This window comes from Polaromonas sp., assembly GCF_049790275.1.
Lineage (GTDB): Bacteria > Pseudomonadota > Gammaproteobacteria > Burkholderiales > Burkholderiaceae_C > Polaromonas.
In genome coordinates this window covers 80,108-102,909 of sequence record NZ_JBAQYR010000117.1, presented here as the reverse complement: position 1 = coordinate 102,909, position 22,802 = coordinate 80,108, and the positions used below count along the sequence as shown (strand labels likewise).

Genomic DNA, 22,802 nt, shown 5'->3' with positions numbered 1-22,802 from the left:
TTTTAAAGCCTTCCGTCTGCGGCACCTTGCGGCAGGATGCTCTTTACGTCGTAAATCACAGCATTGGGAATGCCGAAGGCCTTGATGCCCTGCGCGCCCAGCGCAAGGAATTGGTGGTGTCCCACTGCAAGCACGATGGCAGAATATTCAGCCGCTTGAGGCGCTTCGGCCAGGCAGCACAGCCCATATTCATGCTCGGCCTGTTTTATATCTATCCACGGGTCATAGATGTCCACCTGGGTGTTGTACTCCCTCAACGCCTTGACGATATCCACCACTTTTGTATTGCGAAGATCAGGACAGTTTTCCTTGAACGTCAGCCCCAGAACCAGCACCTTGCCGCCCAGCACGGGCAAATTTTTCCGCAGCATCAGTTTGACCGTTTCGTCCGCAACATAAGACGCCATGCGGTCATTGATGCGGCGACCCGCCAGAATCACTTCGGGGTGGTAACCCACTTCCTGGGCCTTGTGAGTCAGGTAATACGGGTCCACGCCGATACAGTGGCCTCCTACCAGGCCGGGCCGGAATGGCAAGAAATTCCACTTGCTGCCAGCCGCCTGTAACACCTCCAGCGTGTCGATCCCCAACTTGTGAAAAATGAGGCTGAGCTCGTTCATCAATGCGATGTTCACATCGCGCTGCGTGTTCTCGATAACTTTCGCGGCCTCCGCTACTTTAATGCTGCTGGTTTTATGGGTCCCGGCAACAATCACCTGTCTATAAAGTTGATCCACGGCCTCGGCCACCTCCGGTGTGCTGCCGCTGGTCACTTTCTTAATAGTCGGCAAGCGATGCTCTTTGTCCCCGGGATTGATGCGTTCGGGGCTGTAGCCGCAGAAGAAATCAATGTTGAATTTCTTGCCGCTGTGCTTCTCCAGCACAGGCACACAGACTTCTTCAGTTGCCCCGGGGTATACCGTGGATTCATAGATGACCACGGAGCTTTGCGGCATGGCACGACCCACAGCCTCACTTGCCCTGACCAGCGGTGTCATGTCCGGCCGGTTAGCCTGATCAACAGGTGTCGGCACCGTAACGATGAATACCTGACAGCCTTTCAAATCCTCAATGTCGGAGCTAAATTGAAGTTGACGGGCCGCATGGAGTTCTTCGGAACTCACCTCCAGCGTGTGGTCCCGACCTGACTGCAGTTCGGAGATACGGGAGGCGTTGATGTCAAAGCCCAGAACAGGACGCAACTTGCCGAATTCAACCGCCAGGGGCAAGCCAACGTAACCGAGTCCAACAATGGCGATTTTTTTGTTATCTAAATTCATGGGCATTAAAGTGTGGAAGGGCAGCCAGGGTGCCTGGAACTCAAAAAACCTGAAGGTCGTGTACGGTGGCGTAACAAGCCAGGACCGGCTTGTTCTGCCCCCACCCCCCGGCGACGAAGTAGTTTACGCGACGTCCTGCCGGCGGAAATGGTGTGATCGCCATGATGCAATCAGCTTCTTCCATAGCTATCTTCGAACCGCACAATGTCATCCTCCCCCAAATAGGAACCACTTTGCACCTCAATGATTTCAAGCGGTACATCTCCCCGATTTGCGAGGCGATGAACCTGCCCAACGGGAATAAAGGTGCTCTGGTTTTCTTTCAAAACCATGATTTCTTCTCCGTTGGTCACCTCGGCGGTCCCGCTGACCACCACCCAATGCTCAGCCCTGTGGTGATGCATTTGCAATGACAAGGTGGCTCCGGGCTTGACAGTGATGCGTTTGACTTGATGGCGAACACCTACATCCACGCTGTCGTACCACCCCCAGGGCCGTGCCACACGTCGGTGCTGCAAGGCTTGAGAGGTGTCCAGTGCCTCGAGCTTGGCGACAACCTCCTTGACGGCTTCAGCATGACCGGTATGCGCCACCAGCAGGGCATCAGGGGTATCGAGGATGAGTAAATCCTGTGTTCCCAGAGCCACCACCGGCCGGCTCCCGCCTGCGTGGATGTAGGTGCGACTGGAATACAGGTGGTGCGCATTGCGCGCATCGCCCCCGGAGCGGTTATTTTGCTCGTCTGCGGGGGACAGTTCTGCGACAGCGTTCCAACTGCCAACGTCGCTCCACACCCCATCGAACAGGAAGATACGGACGTTGGTCGCCCGTTCCATGACGGCGTAGTCGATCGACTGGCTCCGGCAGGTGGCAAAGATGGTCGCGTCGGGACGCAAGAATAATCCATCGCATTTTGGTTGCGCCATGGCGCGCTGGCAAACATTCAGGATATCCGGCGCGTGGAGCTGCAGGGAGTCCAGCAGGACTTGCGCACGCGCAAGAAAAATCCCTGCATTCCAGAGATATTGCCCGCTTGCCAGAAACTCCAGCGCTTTCTCAACGGCAGGCTTTTCCACAAAACGGGCGACCTCAAAACCACCCGTATCACTTGGGCGACCTTTTTGAATGTATCCATAAGCCGTGCTGGGCATGCTGGGCCGCACACCGAAAGTAACCAGTTGCCCCGCCTGCGCCGAAGCTGCGGCGCCGCGCACCATATCAATAAAAGCAGTGATATTGGGTATGTGATGATCGGCTGGACAAAAGAGCATCAACGCATTCGCGGGAGTGGCCAGAGCCGCCAGAGCGATGGCCGCCGCGGTGTTTTTTGCCTGCGGTTCCAGAATTAGCCGCACCGCAACACCTGCCTGATCGGCCGCATCGGCAACCAGAAAGCGGTGGTCCTCCGAAGATACACACGTCACACTCTCACCGCTGTTAGCAAGCAAGGGCGCCAGGCGCTCAAGCGTGAGTTGGAACAACGATTTTCCGCCCACCAGGGGAATGAATTGCTTGGGAAACGCTTTTCGCGACAGCGGCCACAGTCGCGTCCCACTGCCCCCGCAGAGGACAACAGGAAGAATGACGACAGCATCCGTCATGGCTACTGTGACTCCTTCTGGAGGATCTCTATTTCCTGCTGCAAAAGCTCGAACTCGGCAATTTTTCGCTGCAGAAACGCTTTCGTCAGGCGCCTCTTTTCTTCCAAGCCAGCGGGCGTCAGCACATAAGCGTAGGCGAGCTTGTTGTCGCTTCGTCTGAAGTTATTGGCCTTGACCAGCCCCTTGTCAACCAGCGCCCGCAGGCAATAGTTGACCTTACCCAAACTGACTCCAAAACGCTCGGCCAGCCCACGCTGGCTGGCCGCTGGCTCTTGGGTGAGCTGGCACAAAAGGTAGTAAGGCAGGTCTTGAGGTGCCATTGTCTATTTTGATGTGTTCATGACTTGAACGCATTGTAAGCACATACAGCGCCGACGCACATAGCCGGCCAGTCAAATGGGTAGCAGGGCAACGTCCAGCGGCAAGCCCAAACGATCCTTGGCAGAAAGCAGGGGCTCGATGTCCAACGGCCACCGGATGTTCAGGGTCGGGTCATTCCACGCGATGCAGCGCTCCAGCGCCGGCGCATAGTAGTCGGTAGTTTTGTACAGGAAATCCGCACTGTCGCTGAGTACCAGGAAGCCATGCGCCAGTCCGGGCGGCACCCAGAGCTGCCGGTGATCGTGTTCGTTGAGCTCCAGCCCAAACCACTTGCCGAAGCTGGGTGAAGCCGGTCGAATGTCCACCGCCACATCGAAAACTGTTCCCCGCACCGCTCGCACCAGCTTTCCCTGCGGTTGTCCCAACTGAAAATGCAGGCCGCGCAAAACGCCTTTTTCTGATCGGCTGTGGTTATCCTGGACGAAAGTGAAATCGGTACCGGTAGCGGCGTTGAACTCACGCTGGTTAAAGCTTTCGAAAAAGAAACCGCGCGGATCGCCAAACACCCGGGGCTCGATGATCAGCACGTCAGCAATAACCGTAGGCGTCACCCTCATGGCTGGCCTCGTTCCTTGAGCAAACGCAGCAGGTACTGTCCATACCCATTTTTGGCAAGCGGCTCAGCCAGTTTTGCAAGCTGGAGATCATCGATAAAGCCATGGCGCCAGGCGATTTCCTCCAGGCACGCGATCTTGAGTCCCTGGCGGCGCTCAAGCGCTGCAATGAACTGCCCGGCTTCCAGCAAGCTGTCATGGGTACCCGTGTCCAGCCACGCATAACCTCGCTGCATGATCTGCACATTGAGCTGGCCGCGTTCCATGTAAGCCTGATTGACGGTGGTGATTTCGAGTTCGCCGCGCGGGCTCGGTTGGATTGCTTTGGCTATCTCGACGACCTGAGCGTCATAAAAGTACAGTCCTGTCACTGCATAACTGCTTTTTGGCGCGGAAGGTTTTTCTTCAATGCTGCTGGCTTTGCCTGCCGCGTCGAAGGCCACCACACCATACCGCTCAGGATCCTGAACATGGTAAGCAAACACCGTTGCGCCCGTGACACTCTCGTCGGCCTGGAGCAGCAGTTTCTGCAGGTCATGACCATAAAAAATGTTATCGCCCAGCACCAGCGCGCTGGGTGCGCTGTCCAGAAATTTTTCACCAATGATGAAGGCCTGCGCCAATCCGTCGGGACTGGGTTGCACCGCATACTGGAGCTTCATGCCCCACTGCGAACCGTCGCCAAGAAGCTGCTCGAACCGCGGTGTGTCCTGCGGCGTACTGATGATCAGCACCTCGCGAATGCCGGCAACCATCAGCGTGCTGAGCGGGTAGTACACCATGGGTTTGTCATACACCGGCAGCAGCTGCTTGCTGATGGCCAGCGTAGCCGGATGCAAGCGGGTGCCCGAGCCGCCGGCGAGGACAATGCCTTTGCGTTGTGTCATGAGTTAGGTGTCAGGTAATTTCGGTCAGCATCCGGGCCACGCCCACCTGCCACGCGGGAAGGTGCAGACCAAAGCTGTCCCGCAGTTTAGCGGTGTTCAGGCGGGAGTTATGGGGACGTACCGCCGGCGTGGGAAACGCGCTCGTCGGCACCGGATCCACTCCGGCGGGTGATGTCTTGAGGGCCAGGCCCGCAGTATGCGCCCAGTCGACCACAAAGCGCGCATAGCCATGCCAGGACGTTTCGCCGGCGGCAGCCACATGGTAGATGCCGCCGAAGCGGTCAGGAGCACCAGGCAGTGCTGTGCGGACCATGTGGGCCGTGACGTCAGCAAGCAAATCGGCACCCGTAGGTGCACCGAACTGGTCGTTGATGACCGTCAGCCGATCCCGCTCCCTGGCCAGGCGCAGCATGGTTTTGGCAAAGTTGCCACCGCGCGCGCCATAGACCCAGCTGGTGCGCAAAATAAGGTGTTTTGCACACAGGGCAGTGATGCGTTGCTCCCCCTCGAGTTTGGTCTGCCCATAGACACCAAGCGGGCCGGTCGGGTCGCCTTCTTTCCACGGCTGGCTGCCGTGGCCATCAAAAACATAGTCCGTCGAATAGTGAACCAGCCATGCACCCACGGCACTGGCGGCTTCGGCGAGAACGCCCGGTGCCTGCGCGTTCACCACATGGGCCGCCGCCGCATCGCTCTCGGCTTTGTCAACAGCGGTATATGCAGCGGCATTAACGATGACATCGGGCCGGACGCTGCGCACCGTGGCGCCGATTCCACCCGGATCAGCGAGGTCGCCGCACAGGTCCGTGCTGTGGCGATCCAGCGCGATGAGTTCGCCGAGCGGAGCCAGACTGCGCTGCAATTCCCAGCCAACCTGCCCGTTTTTTCCAAAGAGAAGGATTTTCATGCCGCAGCTGTGCCGGCATACTGCGTCTGCATCCATTCCCGGTAGGCCCCGCTTTGCACATGTGCCACCCACTCCGGGTTGGCCAGGTACCACTGCACCGTCTTGCATATGCCGGTCTCAAAAGTCTCGGCGGGCTTCCATCCCAGCTCGCGCTGGATCTTGCTGGCGTCTATCGCATAACGCCTGTCGTGACCAGGGCGGTCTTTCACGTAGCTGATTTGTTCGTGGTAGTTCTTGCCGTCGGCGCGGGGCTGCAGTTCGTCCAGCAAGGCACACACCATCTGGACGATCTCGATGTTGGGCTTTTCGTTCCAGCCGCCTACGTTGTAAACCTCACCCGCTTCACCGGCTTCGAGGACGCGGCGGATGGCGCTGCAATGGTCCTTGACGTAAAGCCAGTCGCGCACCTGCATGCCGTCGCCATAGACCGGCAGGGGCTTGCCCGCCAGCGCGTTGACGATCATCAGGGGAATCAGTTTTTCGGGGAAGTGATACGGGCCATAGTTGTTGCTGCAGTTGGTGGTAAGCACCGGGAGACCATAGGTGTGGTGGTAGGCGCGCACAAGGTGGTCGCTGGCGGCCTTGCTGGCGGAGTAAGGACTGTTGGGCTCGTAGCGGTGCGATTCTGTAAAGGCAGGGTCTGCAGCTGCGAGCGAACCGTAGACCTCATCGGTCGACACATGTACAAAACGGAAGTCTGCCTTGGCGTCATCGCCCAGGCCACCCCAATAACTCCTGGCAGCCTCCAGCAACCTGAAAGTGCCCACGATGTTGGTCTGGATGAAGTCTTCCGGGCTCGAAATCGACCGGTCGACATGCGATTCGGCCGCAAAATTGATCACCGCGCGTGGCTGGTGCCGGCCCAGCAGGTCGGCAACCAGCGCGCTGTCGCCAATATCACCTTTGACAAACACATGCCGCGAATCCTCCGTCAGGGAGGCCAACGTTTCCATGTTGCCAGCATAGGTGAGTTTGTCCAGGTTGATGACCGGCTCGTCGTGCCTGGCCAGCCAGTCAAGAACAAAATTGGCGCCGATAAAACCTGCGCCCCCGGTAACCAAGATCATGAACCCATCCTTCTGCGTGCCAGCGCCGTTTGACGCTTGCAGGCATTATGCCTCTGGCGACCGGGCAGAAAGCTCTCGCAGGCAAACAGGAAGCGGGTAGTAAAAATCGCCCCGAAAGGCGATTTTTTCAGGGAGGTAAAACGCTCAGAAATGAATGCCCTGCATCATCTGCTGCAACGCCACAGCTTCCGGCGACAAAGTCTGTTTCACCGGTTTGTCGCCCGGCTTGGCCCCCTTCGCGGCCGACGAATCGGGGAACATGCGGAAGCTGGTGTTCATGGCGATCTGGGCCACGCGCGGCAGCAGCGCATGCAGCACCTGGCCGGCGATGCCCAGGCGGGTCGCGATACGCACCGACTTGAAAATGCAGGCCTGGGCGACCAGGTCGGCAGCCTCCTCGGGACTCAGGGTGGGCACATTGTTGTACAGGTTGGTGGGCGCAATCATCGGCGTGCGCACCAGGGGCATGTTGATGGTGGTGAAAGTGATGCCCTGGTCGGCAAATTCGCTGGACGCACAACGTGTCCAGGCATCCAGCGCTGATTTGGAAGCAACGTAAGCAGAAAAGCGCGGTGCATTGGTCAACACACCAATGGAGCTGATGTTGACCACGTGGCCTTTGCGTTTGGCCACCATGCCGGGCAGAAAGCCCATGGTGACGCGCAGGCAGCCAAAGTAGTTGAGCTGCATGGTGCGCTCGAAGTCATGGAAGCGGTCGTAACTCGCTTCAATGGCGCGGCGGATGGACCGGCCCGCGTTGTTGATGAGGAAATCGACACCCCCGTGGTTGGCAATCAGCGTCTGCACGAAGCGGTCGCAATCGGCCATGTCGGCGATGTCGGCGGGGTAGGCGATGAAGTTGTAGCCTTTGGCCTTGGCTTCCTTGCAGGCTTCGTCCAGCTTGTCCTGGTCGCGGCCGCAGATGACGGTGATGGCGCCGGCTTCAGCAAACTTGTGCGCTGCCGCCAAGCCAATGCCCGAAGACCCCCCGGTGATCAGCACCACCTTGCCGTTGACCGTGCCCCTGAGCGATCGGTCGATGTGCAGGTCGGGATCCAGGTGGCGCTCCCAGTAGTCCCAGACGCGCCAGGCATAGTCTTTCAGGTTGGGGCATTCGACACCCGAGCCTTTGAGCGCAGCCAGCGTTTCGCGGCAGTCGAAGCGCGTGGGGTAATTGACAAAGGTCAGCATGTCCTCGGGCAAGCCCAGGTCGGCCATGACTGCATTGCGCACACGGCGCACAGGAGCCAATGCCATCAGGCTCTTCTTGACGCCGCGCGGAATGAACCCCAACAGCGCCGCGTTGACAAACAGGTTCATCTTGGGCGCATGCGCAGCCCGGCTGAAAATATCGAGAACATCACCCACGCGGTAGCCCACAGGGTCCACCAGATGGAAGCATTTTTTGGCAATGCTGGCCTTGTGGCTGATGACGTCCAGCGCATCAACCACAAAATCGACCGGCACGATGTTGATACGGCCGCCCTCCAGGCCGACCGCCGGCATCCAGGGCGGCAGCAGCTGCCGCATGCGCTGGATCAGCTTGAAGAAGTAGTAAGGTCCATCGATCTTGTCCATCTCGCCCGTGGTGCTGTCGCCCACCACCATGGCGGGGCGGAACACGGTCCATGGCACCTTGCACTCCTTGCGCACGATTTTTTCGCTCTCATGCTTGGTCATGAAATAGGGATGCTCGTAGTTTTCGGCCTCCTCGAACATGTCTTCGCGGAACACGCCTTCGTACAACCCTGCCGCGGCGATGGAGCTCACGTGGTGGAAATGCCCGGCATCGATGGCCTTGGCGAACTCGACGGTATGGCGCGTGCCGTCAACGTTGACGGCAATCTGGCTTTCTTCGTCCGCGCCGAGGTCATAAACCGCTGCCAGGTGGTAGAAGTGGTCGATCTGACCCTTGAGCTTTTTGACGTCCTCTGCCGAGACGCCGAGTTTCTTCATCGTCAGGTCGCCATGGACAGGAACGGCCCTGGCGGCGCTGGCACCCCAGTAGGCACGCAAGCCGTCGACCTTGCCGGCGCTTTCCTTGCGGATGAGGAAATACACCGTCGCGCCCTTGCGCTCCAGGAGCTTTTTGACCAGCCGTTTACCGATGAAGCCGGTGGCTCCGGTGACGAAATACTGCATTGTGTTCTCCGCTAGACAAGTTTGAACCAGCGTCGATTCTTGCCCAAGCCCCGCTGCCTGCTGGTCAGCAGAAACCCGCGCACCCCGGGCTTCTAGGAGCCCCCACCTAAACCTGGGCACCCAACTGGGCTTATATTTTGGCCATGTGCCGCATAACCATGCGGTGTCAACCAACACCTTCGTCAGGAGTCCCCATGGTCAAGAAACTGCAAAAAATGAGCGCCGACAAAAAATCAGCCCCCCACCTCTCCGGCGCAGTGAAGGAATCGGCCCAGCAGATCTGGTTGGCCGGCCTCGGGGCCTTCTCCAAAGCGCAGGAAGAAGGCGGCAAGGTGTTCGAGACCCTGGTCAAGGAAGGCTTGTCCATCCAGCGCAAAACCCAGGCTGTGGCCGAAGAGAAAATTTCCACCGCCACCAACCGGATGGCCACCATGGCAACAGACATCACCTCCAAGGCCGGCACCCAGTGGGACAAACTGGAAAACATTTTTGAAGAGCGCGTTGCCAAAGCCCTGAACAAGCTGGGCGTGCCTTCCGCCAAGGACGTCGAAGCTCTCATCGCCCGCATTGATGAACTCAACAAAAACGTGCAGAAGATGGGCGCCAAACCAGCGGCCGCATCGAAGACAGCCCCGCGAGCCGCCGGCAAGACTGCAGCGCGCAAACCCGCCGCCAAACGTGCACCGGCACGCAAATCGGCCTGACGCGGACCAGCCTGGCCGAAAGAAAGGACGTTGACGCGTCCTTTTTTTACGCCTGCCTCCTTCTGGAGGATTGCTGCAAAGCAGCAAATTCAATGGAAACCGCCGCCTACACTTCTGGGGTATGACTTCAGCCAAGCATCCAACACACCCGCAGCGAGCCGCCAGCACCACCCTGGCGAAACGAAGCGCCGCCAAGCCGCGTATTGCCCTGGCGCTCGCGGGCGGTGGTCCCTTAGGGGCCATCTATGAGATCGGCGCACTCTGCGCACTCGACGAATCCCTGCAAGGCCTCTCGCTGACCAAACTTCACCATTACGTGGGGGTGTCCGCCGGTGGTTTTATCGCCGCCGGCCTGGCCAACGGCATGACGCCGCGCGAACTGTGCGCCGCTTTCATTGAAAACGACCACCAGACATCCGAAGTGTTTGACCCGGCGTGGTTGATGGTGCCAGCCTATGGCGAGTTTTTACGCCGCAGCATCATGTTGCCCGGGCTGGCAGCAAGCGCATTGTGGCGCGCCACAGTGGGACGCAAATCCTTGCTGAATGCGCTGGAAAAGCTCGGCCCCGCCTTGCCGACAGGCATTTTCTCCAACGAGGAAGTCGACAGACGCCTGGGTCTTTTGTTTTCCAGAGAAGGCCGGACCAACGATTTTCGCGAGCTCAAGACGCGGCTCACGCTGGTGGCGACCAACCTGGACAGCGGGGAGGCTGCGCCTTTTGGCCAGCCCGGTTGGGACCACGTGCCGATTTCCAGGGCGGTGCAGGCCAGTTCAGCCCTGCCCGGACTGTTTCCGCCGGTGGAGATCGACAACAGCTACTACGTGGACGGCGCGCTGAAGAAAACCCTGCACGCCGGCGTGGCCATGGATGGAGGCATTGACCTGATGTTGTGCCTCAACCCGCTGGTGCCGTTTGACGCCACCGAGGCACCCGGCCTGTCGATGGCACAGCGGGTGATGCGGCGCGGCCTGCCTCGGGAAAGACAGGCCATTCCGCGCATCGTTGATGGCGGCCTGCCGGCCGTGCTGAGCCAGACCTTCCGCTCCATGATCCATTCCCGGCTGGAGCTGGGCATGAAGCACTATGAACACGCCTACCCCGACACCGACATTGTCCTGATTGAGCCGGACCACCGCGACGCCGACCTGTTCCTGGCCAATACCTTCAGTTACGCCCAGCGCCGCCAGCTCGCCGAACATGCTTACCAGAAGACCCGTGAGATGCTGCGCTCACGGAAAACCACGCTGTCGGCCAAGTTTGCGCGGCACGGCATCACGCTCGATCTGGACATACTCGAAGACACGCGGCGCCACCTGGTCAGCGAACGGCCCGCCGCCACCCGGCTGGGACGTGCGATCAATTCACTGGAAGAAATGATGGAGGACCTGAGTCACGCTCTTCACGCCCCGGCCGCCCGCGCCAGCCGGGGCTCGACTTCCCTACTTCCAACGACCGGATGAGTGGGTTAGAGTCAGAACCAAAATACGAGGTAGACACCATGGCGAAAAAAGCGCCGCGCCGGACTGCCGAGCGCATCCTGGAAGTGACGCTTGACCTGTTCAACCGTTTCGGCGAACCCAACGTCTCGACCACGTTGATCTCGGCCGAACTGGGCATCAGTCCGGGCAACCTCTACTACCACTACCCCGCCAAAGACGAGCTGATCAACTCCCTGTTCGACCGCTACGAACGCTCCCTGAGCGAGCTGCTCAATGCCAGTGACGGCGTGCGCGATGTCGAGGACGCCTGGTTTTTCATGCACACGCTGTTCGAGCTGATCTGGCAATACCGCTTCCTGTACCGCGACCTCAACGACCTGCTCAGCAAGAACCGGCGGCTGGAAACCCATTTCCAGTGGGTGCTGAAAAACAAGACCCGTTCGGTCAAGGCCATGCTCGACGGCATGAGCCGGGCCAACACGATCAGCATCGACTCGCGCGAGGTCGAAGCCACTGCCACCAGCATGGTGGTGGTGCTGACCTACTGGCTGAGCTTCGAATACGTGCGCGACCCGCGCAACGCGCTGGAGCCCGCAAACGCACAGGCCGCCCTGCTGCGCGGGGCGCACCATGTCCTCAATTTACTGATCCCCTACCTCGAGCAGGGCCAGCGCATGCACCTGCAGGCGCTGGTGGGTGCCTATACCCATCCTGCCGCCTGAGCCCCCACTTTCAAACCGCCAACAACAATCGCAAGGAGACCACTGATGGCCAAATGGACTGCTTTTCCCCACGCCGGCGACTACACATTCGATGCGGCCAGCCTGAAGAAAAACTGGGCGCGCCTGCACCAGGGCGATTGCGAGCCCCTGCCCAAGGAAGCTGCCGTATTGCAGGCCTGGGTGCTGTTTCACAATGGCGAGTTCCAGAAGGCCACCGAGGCCGGGCTCAAGGCAGGCGACGCCGGCATCACGGTGGCCAACAAGGCCACCAGCATTTACGCCAACTATCTTGAGAACAAGGAAAAAACCAAGCTGGAGCTGTTCCTGGAGGTCGCCCAGCGGTCCGAGGCCCAGCAGGCCACCGACGCCAAAAACGCCAACGCCTGGTATTGGCAGGCTTATGCCCTTGGCCGTTATGGCCAGGGCATCAGCGTCGCCAAGGCCCTGGCCCAGGGTCTGGGTACCAAGGTCAAAAATGCGCTGGAGCAGGCTATCCGGCTTTGCCCCAAACATGCGGATGCGCACATTGCGCTGGCGGCCTTCCATGCGGAGGTGATCGACAAGGTCGGCTCGCTGATCGGCGGCATGACCTATGGCGCCAAAAAAGACGTGGGCTTGTCGCTGTTCAAGGAGTCGCTCAAGCTCAACCCGGGCTCGGCCATCGCCATGATCGAATACGCCAATGGCATGGTCATGCTCGAAGGCGACAAGAAAATGAAGGAGGCCACCAAGCTGTATGAGCAGGCGGCCGCCAGCACACCCCTGGACGCCATGGAACGGCTGGATGTGGAGATGGCCAAGGCCGAACTGGAAGACTGAGCGGGCTTAGAGCAGGCTGAGCGCTACATTATCAATAGCACCCTGCGCCCGTCCACAAAGGGCCAGAGCCTTGAAAGGCTATGAATTCAGCCCGTCCACCGCCTGGAACAGCGACTGCCTCGCCTGGCTGATGATCTGCTCTTTCCATGCGTCCGTGTTCACGTAGAACGCGTCCAGCATCTGCTGCTTGATCTGCGCCGCCAGCGCCGTCGGCGCATCGCGGTGGATGTTGAGCCAGTGCTCGGCGCGCAAGGCCTGCATCATCTCGAAAGGCGGCAAGGTGCCGTACTCCATGGCGATGCCGGTGTATTCGGCGTCCGGGCATTCGTCGTAAATCGAGGTCCACATCAGGCCGGTCAGGAAAGCCGAAGAGGACGAGCCGTCGTAAATCGAGGTGACCGGTGTCGCTCCGCCCTCGTCCCACCAGGCCCGTGCACGCGCCAGGGCCGCCTTGTCGTCCCGGCAGGCACAAATGCGTTCGCCCACACCGCTGGGCCCCAAGCCGGTGTGGATGTCTATCCACGCCACGCGCCGGGCCTGGCGCGCATGGGTCTGCAGCACCCGGCGCAGGGTGCGGTTGCTCCAGGTTGGCGCGGTGCCGCCGAAAAACAGACCCTCGGGGAATTCATGCTGGCCACGGGTGATCGCCGCCTGGTAAGCATCCATGCCACGGGTTTCGATGTAGCGGTCGGTCGCCGCCGTATTGGCTTCGGTCGGCGGCCAGGTCTCGGGCAACAGCAGGGGTTGCAGCTCCCGATAGGCTTCGTTGACGGGCAGCGGCCGGGAGAAGTCATGAAAGTTGCGGTTCAGGTCCACGTTTTCATGCGTGGCGCGCCGGATATGCGAAAAACCGTAAGGATTGAGCGCATGCACATACAGCACCGCCACGCCTTCGGCTTTGGCCCTGGCGCGCCATTCGGCGTCCCGCAGCGCAAAGACCTGCACACCCGAGCCGCAGTAGCCTTCCACGCCGTGGCAGGCACTGGTGAGAATCAGCAATGAACGGGCGTCTCGCGAGCCATCGAACACCACATCCATTGCCAGCTCTTCACCATCGCGGCCCAGTTCGGGATGCACATGCGAAACAGGTTTCAGGCCGGCGGCCGCGGCGGCCTGCAGGAATTTGCCACGCGCCTCGGCATAGCTGCCGGAAAAAGCCCCAGTAGCGCCGGTCATGCTGCGTCCTGGGCAAGCCAGCTTTCGGCCAACCGCACCCAGAAGGTGGCACCCAGCGGAATCAGGTCGTCATTGAAGTCATAACTCGGGTTGTGGAGCATGCACAGGCCGCCGCCGTGGCCGATCTCGCGGTGGGTGCCGTCGCCGTTGGCAATGAAGGCATAACAGCCGGGTTTGGCCTGCAGCATGTAGGAGAAGTCTTCTCCGCCCATGGTCGGCTCCTGGTCGATCACGTTGTCGGCGCCGACGATGTCGGCCATCACCTTGCGCGCAAACTCGGTTTCCTTGGCGTGGTTGATGGTGGGCGGGTAGTTGCGCACGAACTCGAATTCGCATTCGGCGTCATGCGCCGCGCAGAGGTGCCCGGCGACCTGTTTCATGCGTTTCTCGATCATGTCCAGCACTTCCAACGTGAAGGTGCGCACCGTGCCCTGCAGCTCGCAGCTGTCCGGAATCACGTTGGTGGCTTCGCCCGCATGGATCATGGTGACCGAAATTACGCCGGCGTCCACCGGCTTCTTGTTGCGGCTGATGATGGTCTGGAAAGCCTGCACCATCTCGCAGGCCACCGGTACCGGGTCGATGCCGTTGTGCGGCAGCGCCGCATGGCCGCCCTTGCCGCGAATCGTGATCTTGAACTCGTTGGTCGATGCCATCACCGGGCCGGCGCTGGCGGCAAACTTGCCGACCTGCGTGCCGGGCCAGTTGTGCATGCCGAACACCGCGTCCATGGGGAATTTGTCGAACAGGCCGTCCTTGATCATCTCGCGTGCGCCGCCGCCGCCCTCTTCGGCCGGCTGGAAAATCAGGTAGACCGTGCCGTCGAAATTGCGGTTCTTGGCAAAGTGCTGCGCCGCTGCCAGCAGCATGGCTGTATGCCCGTCGTGGCCGCAGGCGTGCATCTTGCCCTGGGTCTTGCTGGCATGTTCGAAGGTGTTGAACTCCTGCATCGGCAATGCGTCCATGTCGGCGCGCAGGCCGATGGCACGTTTCGAATTGCCGTTCTTGACAATGCCGACCACGCCGGTGGTGCCCATGCCGCGGTGAATCGGGATGCCCCATTCGGTGAGTTTTTGCGCCACCACATCGGCGGTGCGCACCTCTTCAAAACACAGCTCCGGGTGGGCATGGATATCGCGGCGAACGGCGGCAATGCCGGCGGCCTGCGTAACGATGGAATCAATGACTTTCATGCAATCCTCTGTTGGGTCAGGCCCGCGGTTTGTCCTCGTTGGCGGAGGACTTGCGGGCCCAAGGTTGGCCTTGGTAGTGCGCATAGTCTGCCAGATTTAACAAGGGAACGTCGCCGCTGGAATCACCGTACGCGTGCAAAATAACCCGCGCGCCGACAGGGCTACGGCCGGCCAGCCAGGCCTGCAGGCGTAACACCTTTTCCTCACCGTGGCAGTTGTGTGTCGACATGCGGCCGGTGAGCGTTGAGCCTTTTGTTTCCAACTCGGTGCAGAGCACCGCATCCATACGCAAAACTTCACCAGCACGGTGCAAATAAATACCCGGCGAGGCACTCACCATCACGCAGCAATGTCCCTGCTGCTGGTGCCAGTGCAGCCGCGCCAGCGTTTCCCCGTTCCATTGCCGCGGCAGGTAGTGGCCCACAAAATCAGCGGTCCAGCGCTCGATGTCCGCCGCACTGCACCCGCCCAGGCTGGCCTGCAGGAGCCGGGCCTTGGCCCGGTGGTTGCTGATCATGCGGCAGGCATAGGCCGCCAGCCAGGGGGCACTCTGCAGCAAGGCCAGCAAAAAACGTGGCCAGCCCAGGCTGCGCCACAGGTAGGGAAGCAGGGAGTCGCGCCGGGTCAGCGTGCCGTCAAAATCAAAGGCAGCCACTTCCTGGACAGGTGGCGCCTGGTCGGTGCCTACTTCGTGCATCGCACCTGGCCACACAGACGTTCGCAAAACGGGCAACCGGTCATGGGCAGCCAGCGCGGGATGTTGTAGTAGCGGCTGTAGATGGTGGCCAGCACACCGTCCCTGTAGGCAGCGTAGTTGAACCCCCTGCCCTCAACTGCATAAAAGGGTACGCCGTCCTGTGAAAAGCTGAGCACCTGCACGCTGTCGAAATAGGGCTGGTACTCCTCGATGCGCGGGGCGTCCATGCGCAGGATGCGCACGGTTTTGCCCTGGTACAGCGAGAAGTCAACCAGCATGTCGTCCTGGCGCGCGTGGAAGTTGCCAGGCCCGAACACCGGCACATACCGGCGCAACTCGTATCCGTAGATGGACGCCGGCGTGTAGGCGCTGGCCATCAGCACCGTGCCGGGAACCACCACCTGCTGGAGCATCTCGGCAGTCTTGTAGCTGCGGATGATCTGCGGATAAAGCCGGGTGCTTTTCCAGTTGTCGAGCGAACTGGCGTACAGGCCGGCCACCACCAGCACATGCAGCGCGGCAAATACGGCCATGCCCACGGCACAGGTCTTGAGTTTGTCCCGTGGCAGGGCAAAGGCCAGCAGCGCGAAACCGAAGGGGTAGAACGACAGCACCCAGTGCAGCCCCACCACCTTTTTCAGCGACAGCAGTGCAAAAAACAGCAGCGGCACGACCACCACACACGCCAGCAGGCGTTGCTGCCGCGACGCGGCAGCAAGCGCCGCGCGCTGCTTCCAGGCCAGCCAGGCCGCCACCGGCGTGACCAGGTAAACCATCATGGCCAGGTAAAGTAGCGGCTTGTTCCAGGCAAAACTCTCGCCTTCGTTGCGGTTGTACAGGTTGAACATGATGTTCGACCAGCCGTGCGACATGTTGTAGGCGATGTTGATCGCCGGGCCGGGCAGCGCGCAGAGCACGAGGAGCGCCAACGCCGCCCAGCGTTCCCGCCGGTACAGCGCGAAATACACGACATAGGTCAGGCCCAGCACCACGGAAAAGTACTTGGACAGAAAGGCGCAACCGAGGAACAGCCCCGACAGCGCATATTGAAGCCAGGCCGTGCCGTCCATGCGTTCGCGCCGCTCGGCACGCAGCAGCAGGGCCACAGACAGCACCGACCAGAACATCAGCGGCGTGTCGGTCGTGATCAGCACATTGAGCCAGTTGATCGGCGCCAGCCAGAAAAACAGCACCGCCCAGGCAGTACGCACGCGGTCCAGCGGGCTCAGCGCCCAGCCGACCAGACCGCCCAGCGCCAGCGGCAGCAAGACCACCGGCAGGCGTATCGCCCAGGTCGTGTCGCCCAGCGTTGCACGCATCGCGGCGATCAGCCAGCCCACCATGGGTGGGTGGTCGTAATAACCCCAGTCCGGGTACACGCCCCACCAGTAGAAAAAAGCCTCGTCGCCGGTGATCGGAAAAGTCGTCGCAATCCACAGCCGCAGGGCCAGCGAGAGCGCACCGGCAGCCATCAGCCAGCGCAGGAGGGACGGGGAAAGAAGAGTGGCGGCCGAGGGGCCGGAGCGTTCAAGCATGTGGGACGGCTATCTGAAACTGATGTCGCGAATGGCGGCACTATAGACCAGCGCCAGCGCGCCCAGGGCCACCGCCAGCCACAGGGTCAGCAGCCTGACCAGCACCGTGATGCCAAGCGCCTGGGCCGCGCTGGCGCCATGCACCACCAGCAGCCCCGTCAGCACGGCTTCCATGCCCCCCAGGCCCGCCGGCAACAGCGAAAGCGCGCCGCCGACCATGGCGACCGCGTAAAACCCGGCGGCCTGCAACATCCCGATGGAAAGCCCGGCATCACGGCACAACAGCCAGACGGCCAGGCCCTGGGCGGCCCAGGCCACCCCGGTCAGTGCCAGCCAGACAGCAGGCCGGGTCGCCAGGCAATGCCAGGCATCACGCAGCCAGGAAAGGCGGACCAGCAGGCGCCGCCGGAAGCCCCAGAAAAGCGCCCCCATTCCCAGCACCAGCAAGCCGCCAAGCACGGCAAGGCGCCAGGCCAGCGGCTCGTTCAAGGCCACCAGCCACCAAGCGACCGGCAGGCACATCAACAGCAGGCACAGCAGGTCGGCCAGGCGTTCGGCGCCAAAAATCGCCAGGCTCTGCGCCGCGCCCAGCGGCCGGTGCGCCAGCATCAGCCCGCGCGCCGCCTCGCCGATGTTGCCCGGCGTCGGCGTGAAGGTATAGCCCGCCAGGTACAGGCGCAAGCCTTCCAGCAGCCCCAGCGGCCGCCCATACGCGGCCATCCACATGCGCCAGCGAAGGCCGCGCAGCAGGTAATTCAGCAGGCACAGCGCTGCAGCCTGCAGGCCGACCACGGAAACCAGCCGCTGGAGGGTGGCCAGCCGGTGGCCTTCACCGAATACGGCGAGCGCGACGGCATAGGCCGTGGCCGCCAGACCGAGCACCAGCAGCAGGGACTTGAGCGGCAGGCGGGTCGGCGGCGCTTCCTGCGTCAAAGGCGGTGCCCCAGAAAGACCGCTAGCCAGGCCACCAGCGCCAGCAGGATCCACGGGTCGCGCAGCAAGTCGCGCGAGACGTCCTCGCCGCGGCCCCGGTGCACTTGGTAGGCATAACGCAGCATGGCAAAAATAACGATAGGCACGCTGTAGACCAGGCGGTCGCCGTGCTGCAGCTGCGCTTCCGGGCTGGTGGCAAACAGGCCGTAGGTCATCAGGCTGGCCGTCATGGTCACGGCCATGAACATGTCCAGCAGCGCGGGCGGGTAATGCTCAAGCACGGCCCGCTGGCCGGCCTCGTCATGAAAACTTTCCGCCTTGCGTTTGGAAAAACCCAGAAACAGCGCCACAAACAGCCCGGCCAGCAGCAGCCAGCGCGAAGGTGGAATACCCACCGCCAGCGTGCCGGCCAGCAGCCTGAGCATGAAGCCCGAGGCGATGATGGAGACATCAACCACCGGCACCTGCTTGAGCCGCCATGAATACGCCAAGTTCAGCAGGACATAGATGCCCAGCAACACCAGCAGGACTTTGCTGCCCCAGGCAAAAGCCAGGCCGATGACCGCCAGCAGCGCAGCCAGCAACAGCGCCGCCGCGGGCGGCACGGCACCGCTGGCCAGCGGCCGGTGGCGCTTGACCGGATGGCGGGCATCGCTGGCCCGGTCCAGCCAGTCATTGAGGATGTAGACCATGCTGGACAGGCAGCAAAACGCGGCAAAGGCCTGGAGCACCCTGAATGCCAGCGGCCCGTTGCTCCAGCTCTCACTGAACACCAGACCGGCAAACACAAAGGCGTTTTTAAGCCACTGGTGGGGCCGCATCAGGACGGCGAGGCTGGGCAATAGGCGCATGGGCAGTGTGTGCAGTGGTGGACGCCGGCGTATGGAGCACATCCGGTCGGCGTCAAGCATAACTGACGGCGCTTTGCACCCGTCACCCGGGCCTGCAGTCATGTCCCGCCTGGTTTTCGGGAATTCTTACATGAAAAAAAGACCTCCAGCCCTTTATCCATGTGCGCAGACTGCTATCAAAACAGTAGCGTCTGCAGGCCTGTCCGGGCGCTGGCTCAGGTGCGCACGCGCCCATCGCCGGTCAGCATGGACAGCTCCACGAAACTCGACGCCACATGGTCGTTCGGAGAGAACGAAACAGAAAAGCCACCCAGTGACTGGCTGCCTATGCCCTCCAGGCCGGCGATCAGGGACTCGCGCGTGAGCTTGGGACCCGCGCGCTTGAGCCCGTCCACCAGCAGCCTGGCGGCGATATAGCCTTCCATACTGGAAAAATTGGCCTGGGCGCCCTTGCCGGCCGCTTTCACGGCGTCTACAAATTCGCGCGCAATCGGGCGCGCCGCGTTGTAAGGCGAAGGCATCACTTGCGACACCACCACACCAGCGCCCTCCTTGCCAAGCTCGTCGGCCAGGGCCTGGGTGCCGACAAAAGACACGTTGTAAAACGTCCCGCCATAACCGGCCTTGCGCGCTTCGCGAATGAAGGCGGCGCAGGATTTGTAGGCACTGATCTGCACCACAGCGTCGGGGCCGGCTGCCACCAGGGTTTTAACAGCGACGGCTACGTCCACGGAGTTTCGTTCCACGGTGGCTTGGGCCACGGTCTTCAGCCCCAGGCTGCTCAAGGCCAGGTTCACGCCATCGAGCCCCGCCTTGCCGTAGGCGTCGTTCTGGTAGAACACCGCGATTTTTTTCAGCCCGAGGCTGGTCAGCTGCTTGACGATCAGTCCGGTCTCGTCGTTGTAGGAGGCCCGGACATGAAAGGCGTATTTGTTGAAGGGCTCGCGCAAACCCATGGCGCCGGTGAAGGGCGCGATAAACGGGACCTTTTCCTTGGTCGCCAGCGGCAAGGCCGCCAGGCTGGTCGGGGTGCCGATGTAGCCGAACAGCGCGAACACGTCGTCGGCAATCAGCTTGCGGGTGTTTTCGGCGCAGCGATCCGGCTCGTAACCGTCATCGAGATTGCGGATTTCGATCAGGCGCTTGCCGACGCCGCCCTGGGCGTTAACCTGGTCAAAATAGACTTTGGCGCCCTGGTAGAACTGGATGCCCAGCTGTGCGGCCGGGCCGGTGAAGGCAGCCGACTGGCCCAGCACGATTTTGCTGTCGGACTGGGCCCGGACAATGTTGAAACCGGCGAGCATGGCAGCGCCAGCGGTGAGGGAGAATTTTCGGCGATTGATATGCATGCGTTCATTCTCGCCAAACAAGCGGCTTGAAGGTTAATGCCCACTCACCTCACCGTCACTGCTTTAAGGAAATACGTGCTTTAGTACTCAAAATTAACAAAATAAAGGGTAAACCCTTAAATTTTCGTCAGCTTTTTGTCAGACATGTGTCGCGACGTACCAACTACTCCCGCACGCGCCCCTGCGAATCAATCAGGCTGAGCTCAACCAGGCGGGAGCCCACACGGTCTTCGGTGAAGTGAACGCGAAAACCGCCTATGTTCACCTCGTTCAGCCCATCAATGGCCTTTCTGAGTTTGACCCGCGTCGGGTCTTTGCCGACGCGCCGCAATGCCTCGGCATACACCCGCGCGGCAATATAGCCTTCCAGCATGTAGACATTGGGTTTGCCCAGCTTGGCGGCCGCCGCGTCCTCCTGCAACTCGCGCACCACTGCCACGCGGTTGCCGTCGCTTTTTGGCACCGCCCGTACCACCACCACGCCAGCCCCTGCCGGGCCAAGCTGCTCGGCCAGCAGGCTTTCACCCGTGTTGGAAAAGCCGTAAATAGCCCCACGGAAACCCTTGGCACGCAGGGCGCGCACCGCAGGAGCGGCGGCAACGGAATCACTGATCAGGAGAACCGATTCAGGCCGGGCCGCAAGCACCTTGTCGACCGTGGCCGCGAGCCCGGCCGAACCCAGGGTGTCCTTGCCCAGCAAATTGACGCCAAGACTGGTGAAGACCCGTGTTGCGGAATCCAGCGCCGCCTGGGATTCGCTGTCGCCAGCGTAAAGAATGAAGAATTTTCGGGCCCCCAGGGTTTCGGCATGTTTTGCCACCGCTGCGGCCTCTTCCGAATAGCCGGGACGCAGCAAATAAACGTTGGGGTACTGAGGGCCCCTGAATTCATCGGCGGCAGCCATGGGGGCGAACAGGACTGTTTCGCCGTTCTTGATGAACGGGTAAACCGTGGTGACCTGGGGGGAGCCATAAAAGCCAAAGAGGGAAAACACACCCTGCGCAAGCAGTTTTTGCGTGTTTGCCGCCGTGGTCGCCGCGTAGCCTTCGTCATCCAGAGTGACGAGTTCGATCTGGCGGCCATGGATGCCGCCGGCCGCGTTGACGCGGTCAAAGTACATCTTGGCGCCCTGATGGAAGGGCTTGGCCAGCGACGAGCCCGGACCGGTCAGAGGCAGGGACTGCCCCAACACGATATGGGTCTTGCTCACGCCGTCCTGGCAAAAGCTAAGGGCGCTGGCCAGCAGCAAAGCCGCCGCAGCCAGGGTTTGCCTCAGGGGATGAGATGTTGTCATTGGTGTTTCCCTGAAAAGTGGTTCATGGCGGCGGTTGCCTCCATTGAACGAAACCATGGCGCCAGATTCACGCCTGAATCCTGCGGTGATACCTTCTATTCGCGCACCCGCCCCTGCGAGTCGATCAAGCCCAGCTCGACCAGCCGGGACCCGACGTGGTCGTCAATGAAATGAACCCGAAAACCGCCGACGCTGACGTCGTCCAGCGTATCGATGGCTTTCTGGAGTTTGGCGCGTGTCAGGTCCTTGCCGGCGCGCCGCAAGGCTTCGGCATAGACCCGGGCGGCGATGTAGCCCTCGAGCATGTACACATTGGGCTTGCCCAGCTTGGCGGCAGCGGCTTCGGCCTGCAGCTCGCGCACCAGCGGTACCTTGCTGCTGTCGCTCTTGGGTACCACGCGGGCAACCACCACGCCGGCACCGGCCTTGCCCAGTTGCTCGGCCAGCAGGCTCTCGCCGGTATTGGAAAAACCGTAAATCGGCCCGCGAAAACCTTTGGCCCGCAGCTCGCGCACCACTGCGGCAGCACCCTGGGAGTCGCTGATCACCAGGACAGACTCCGGAGCCGCGGCCAGCGCCTTGCTCACGCTACCGGCCAGGCTGGCGCCGGCAAAAGGCGCGGTGGCAATCAGGTTGGCCCCCATGCTCGTCATGGTCCGTTGGGCCGAATCCAGCGCGGCCATGGATTCGCCGTCGCTCGCATGCAGGATGGCAAGCTTGCGCGCACCCAGCGTGGCGGCGTGCCTGGTGATGGCCGCCGCCTCTTCCGAATAACCGGGACGCAGGGAGTAAACGTTGCCATACAGCGCGCCGCGAAACTCGTCGGCCGCCGCCATCGGTGCAAACAGCAGGACATCGCTGTCCTTGATCAAGGGGTAGGCGGCCGTCACTTGCGGCGAGCCGTAAAAACCGAACAGCGACAGCACACCCTGCTCAAGCAGTTTCTTCGTGGCGGCCACGGTGTTGGCCGGATTGCCCTGGTCGTCCAGCGTGACCAGCTCGATCTTGCGGCCATGGATGCCACCGGCGGCATTCACGCTGTCGAAGTAGAGCTTGGCCCCCTGGTAAAAAGGCTGGGCCAGCGCGGAGCCCGGTCCGGTCAGCGCCAGGGATTGCCCAAGCACAATGCCTGTTTTACTGACGCCGTCCTGGGTACGCCCCGATGTACTTGCCAGCAGCAGAGCCGCTACGATGAGGGCTCGCCCCAGAGTGTGAAATGTCTTCATGATGGTTTTCCTTGGCCGTCCAGCCAAGAACGATTCCTTGTAA

General features: G+C 61.2%; 21 protein-coding genes. 4 read left to right on the top strand and 17 right to left on the bottom strand.

The genetic code is table 11. The annotated features are described in order from the left end of the window. Positions 1-2 precede the first annotated feature (2 nt). The 8 genes from tviB to WA904_RS15790 form a co-directional block, all read right to left on the bottom strand. Complete coding sequence (gene tviB, locus WA904_RS15825; protein ID WP_425198081.1) at positions 3-1,280, bottom strand: Vi polysaccharide biosynthesis UDP-N-acetylglucosamine C-6 dehydrogenase TviB; 1,278 nt, start codon at positions 1,278-1,280, stop codon at positions 3-5. 170 nt (positions 1,281-1,450) lie between these two features. Further along, a complete protein-coding gene (locus WA904_RS15820) occupies positions 1,451-2,881 on the bottom strand; it encodes a mannose-1-phosphate guanylyltransferase/mannose-6-phosphate isomerase (RefSeq protein WP_425198080.1) in 1,431 nt (476 codons plus the stop codon). Positions 2,882-2,883: 2 nt separating this feature from the next. Then, on the bottom strand, positions 2,884-3,201 hold the full coding sequence (locus tag WA904_RS15815) for a MarR family EPS-associated transcriptional regulator (protein ID WP_425198079.1): 318 nt from the start codon (positions 3,199-3,201) through the stop codon (positions 2,884-2,886). A 72-nt stretch (positions 3,202-3,273) separates the two neighbouring features. Next, on the bottom strand, positions 3,274-3,819 hold the full coding sequence (gene rfbC / locus WA904_RS15810; protein ID WP_425198078.1) for a dTDP-4-dehydrorhamnose 3,5-epimerase: 546 nt from the start codon (positions 3,817-3,819) through the stop codon (positions 3,274-3,276). Beyond that, on the bottom strand, positions 3,816-4,703 hold the full coding sequence (rfbA, locus tag WA904_RS15805) for a glucose-1-phosphate thymidylyltransferase RfbA (protein ID WP_425198077.1): 888 nt from the start codon (positions 4,701-4,703) through the stop codon (positions 3,816-3,818). Before rfbA ends, rfbC begins: the two co-directional genes overlap by 4 nt. 10 nt (positions 4,704-4,713) lie before the next feature. Next, complete coding sequence (gene rfbD, locus WA904_RS15800; protein WP_425198076.1) at positions 4,714-5,610, bottom strand: dTDP-4-dehydrorhamnose reductase; 897 nt, start codon at positions 5,608-5,610, stop codon at positions 4,714-4,716. Further along, positions 5,607-6,677: a dTDP-glucose 4,6-dehydratase gene (rfbB, locus tag WA904_RS15795; RefSeq protein WP_425198075.1), complete on the bottom strand. Its 1,071-nt coding sequence runs from the start codon at positions 6,675-6,677 to the stop codon at positions 5,607-5,609. The genes rfbD and rfbB overlap by 4 nt, the downstream gene beginning before the upstream one ends. A gap of 144 nt (positions 6,678-6,821) precedes the next feature. Then, entirely contained in the window at positions 6,822-8,819 is a 1,998-nt protein-coding gene (locus WA904_RS15790; protein ID WP_425198074.1) for an SDR family oxidoreductase, read from the bottom strand. Positions 8,820-9,013: 194 nt separating this feature from the next. Here WA904_RS15790 and WA904_RS15785 point away from each other — a divergent pair, with 194 nt between their 5' ends. The 4 genes from WA904_RS15785 to WA904_RS15770 all read left to right on the top strand — a co-directional run bounded on the left by WA904_RS15785 (position 9,014) and on the right by WA904_RS15770 (position 12,505). Continuing rightward, on the top strand, positions 9,014-9,523 hold the full coding sequence (locus WA904_RS15785; protein WP_425198073.1) for a phasin family protein: 510 nt from the start codon (positions 9,014-9,016) through the stop codon (positions 9,521-9,523). 121 nt (positions 9,524-9,644) lie between these two features. Next, entirely contained in the window at positions 9,645-10,985 is a 1,341-nt protein-coding gene (locus WA904_RS15780) for a patatin-like phospholipase family protein (protein WP_425198072.1), read from the top strand. Between the two features lie 38 nt (positions 10,986-11,023). Further along, positions 11,024-11,686, top strand: a complete 663-nt coding sequence (locus WA904_RS15775; protein WP_425198071.1) for a TetR/AcrR family transcriptional regulator — start codon at positions 11,024-11,026, stop codon at positions 11,684-11,686. Between the two features lie 45 nt (positions 11,687-11,731). Beyond that, entirely contained in the window at positions 11,732-12,505 is a 774-nt protein-coding gene (locus tag WA904_RS15770; RefSeq protein WP_425198070.1) for a hypothetical protein, read from the top strand. A gap of 78 nt (positions 12,506-12,583) precedes the next feature. On the opposite strand, the gene WA904_RS15765 is transcribed toward WA904_RS15770, so the two are convergent. The 9 genes from WA904_RS15765 to WA904_RS15725 form a co-directional block, all read right to left on the bottom strand. Further along, positions 12,584-13,681, bottom strand: coding sequence for a M14 family metallopeptidase (locus tag WA904_RS15765; RefSeq protein ID WP_425198069.1), 1,098 nt, complete (start codon positions 13,679-13,681; stop codon positions 12,584-12,586). Beyond that, on the bottom strand, positions 13,678-14,874 hold the full coding sequence (locus tag WA904_RS15760; protein WP_425198068.1) for a M20 aminoacylase family protein: 1,197 nt from the start codon (positions 14,872-14,874) through the stop codon (positions 13,678-13,680). Before WA904_RS15760 ends, WA904_RS15765 begins: the two co-directional genes overlap by 4 nt. Before the next feature lie 16 nt (positions 14,875-14,890). Beyond that, positions 14,891-15,571: an HAD family hydrolase gene (locus tag WA904_RS15755; protein WP_425198067.1), complete on the bottom strand. Its 681-nt coding sequence runs from the start codon at positions 15,569-15,571 to the stop codon at positions 14,891-14,893. Next, positions 15,559-17,106, bottom strand: coding sequence for an ArnT family glycosyltransferase (locus WA904_RS15750; RefSeq protein WP_425198066.1), 1,548 nt, complete (start codon positions 17,104-17,106; stop codon positions 15,559-15,561). Before WA904_RS15750 ends, WA904_RS15755 begins: the two co-directional genes overlap by 13 nt. Before the next feature lie 9 nt (positions 17,107-17,115). After that, positions 17,116-18,039, bottom strand: a complete 924-nt coding sequence (locus WA904_RS15745) for a lysylphosphatidylglycerol synthase transmembrane domain-containing protein (protein WP_425198065.1) — start codon at positions 18,037-18,039, stop codon at positions 17,116-17,118. Continuing rightward, positions 18,036-18,890, bottom strand: a complete 855-nt coding sequence (locus WA904_RS15740; RefSeq protein WP_425198064.1) for a decaprenyl-phosphate phosphoribosyltransferase — start codon at positions 18,888-18,890, stop codon at positions 18,036-18,038. Before WA904_RS15740 ends, WA904_RS15745 begins: the two co-directional genes overlap by 4 nt. A 215-nt stretch (positions 18,891-19,105) precedes the next feature. Next, on the bottom strand, positions 19,106-20,239 hold the full coding sequence (locus WA904_RS15735; protein WP_425198063.1) for an ABC transporter substrate-binding protein: 1,134 nt from the start codon (positions 20,237-20,239) through the stop codon (positions 19,106-19,108). Between the two features lie 163 nt (positions 20,240-20,402). Further along, on the bottom strand, positions 20,403-21,533 hold the full coding sequence (locus tag WA904_RS15730; RefSeq protein ID WP_425198062.1) for an ABC transporter substrate-binding protein: 1,131 nt from the start codon (positions 21,531-21,533) through the stop codon (positions 20,403-20,405). Between the two features lie 95 nt (positions 21,534-21,628). After that, entirely contained in the window at positions 21,629-22,759 is a 1,131-nt protein-coding gene (locus WA904_RS15725) for an ABC transporter substrate-binding protein (protein ID WP_425198061.1), read from the bottom strand. Positions 22,760-22,802: the final 43 nt, after the last annotated feature.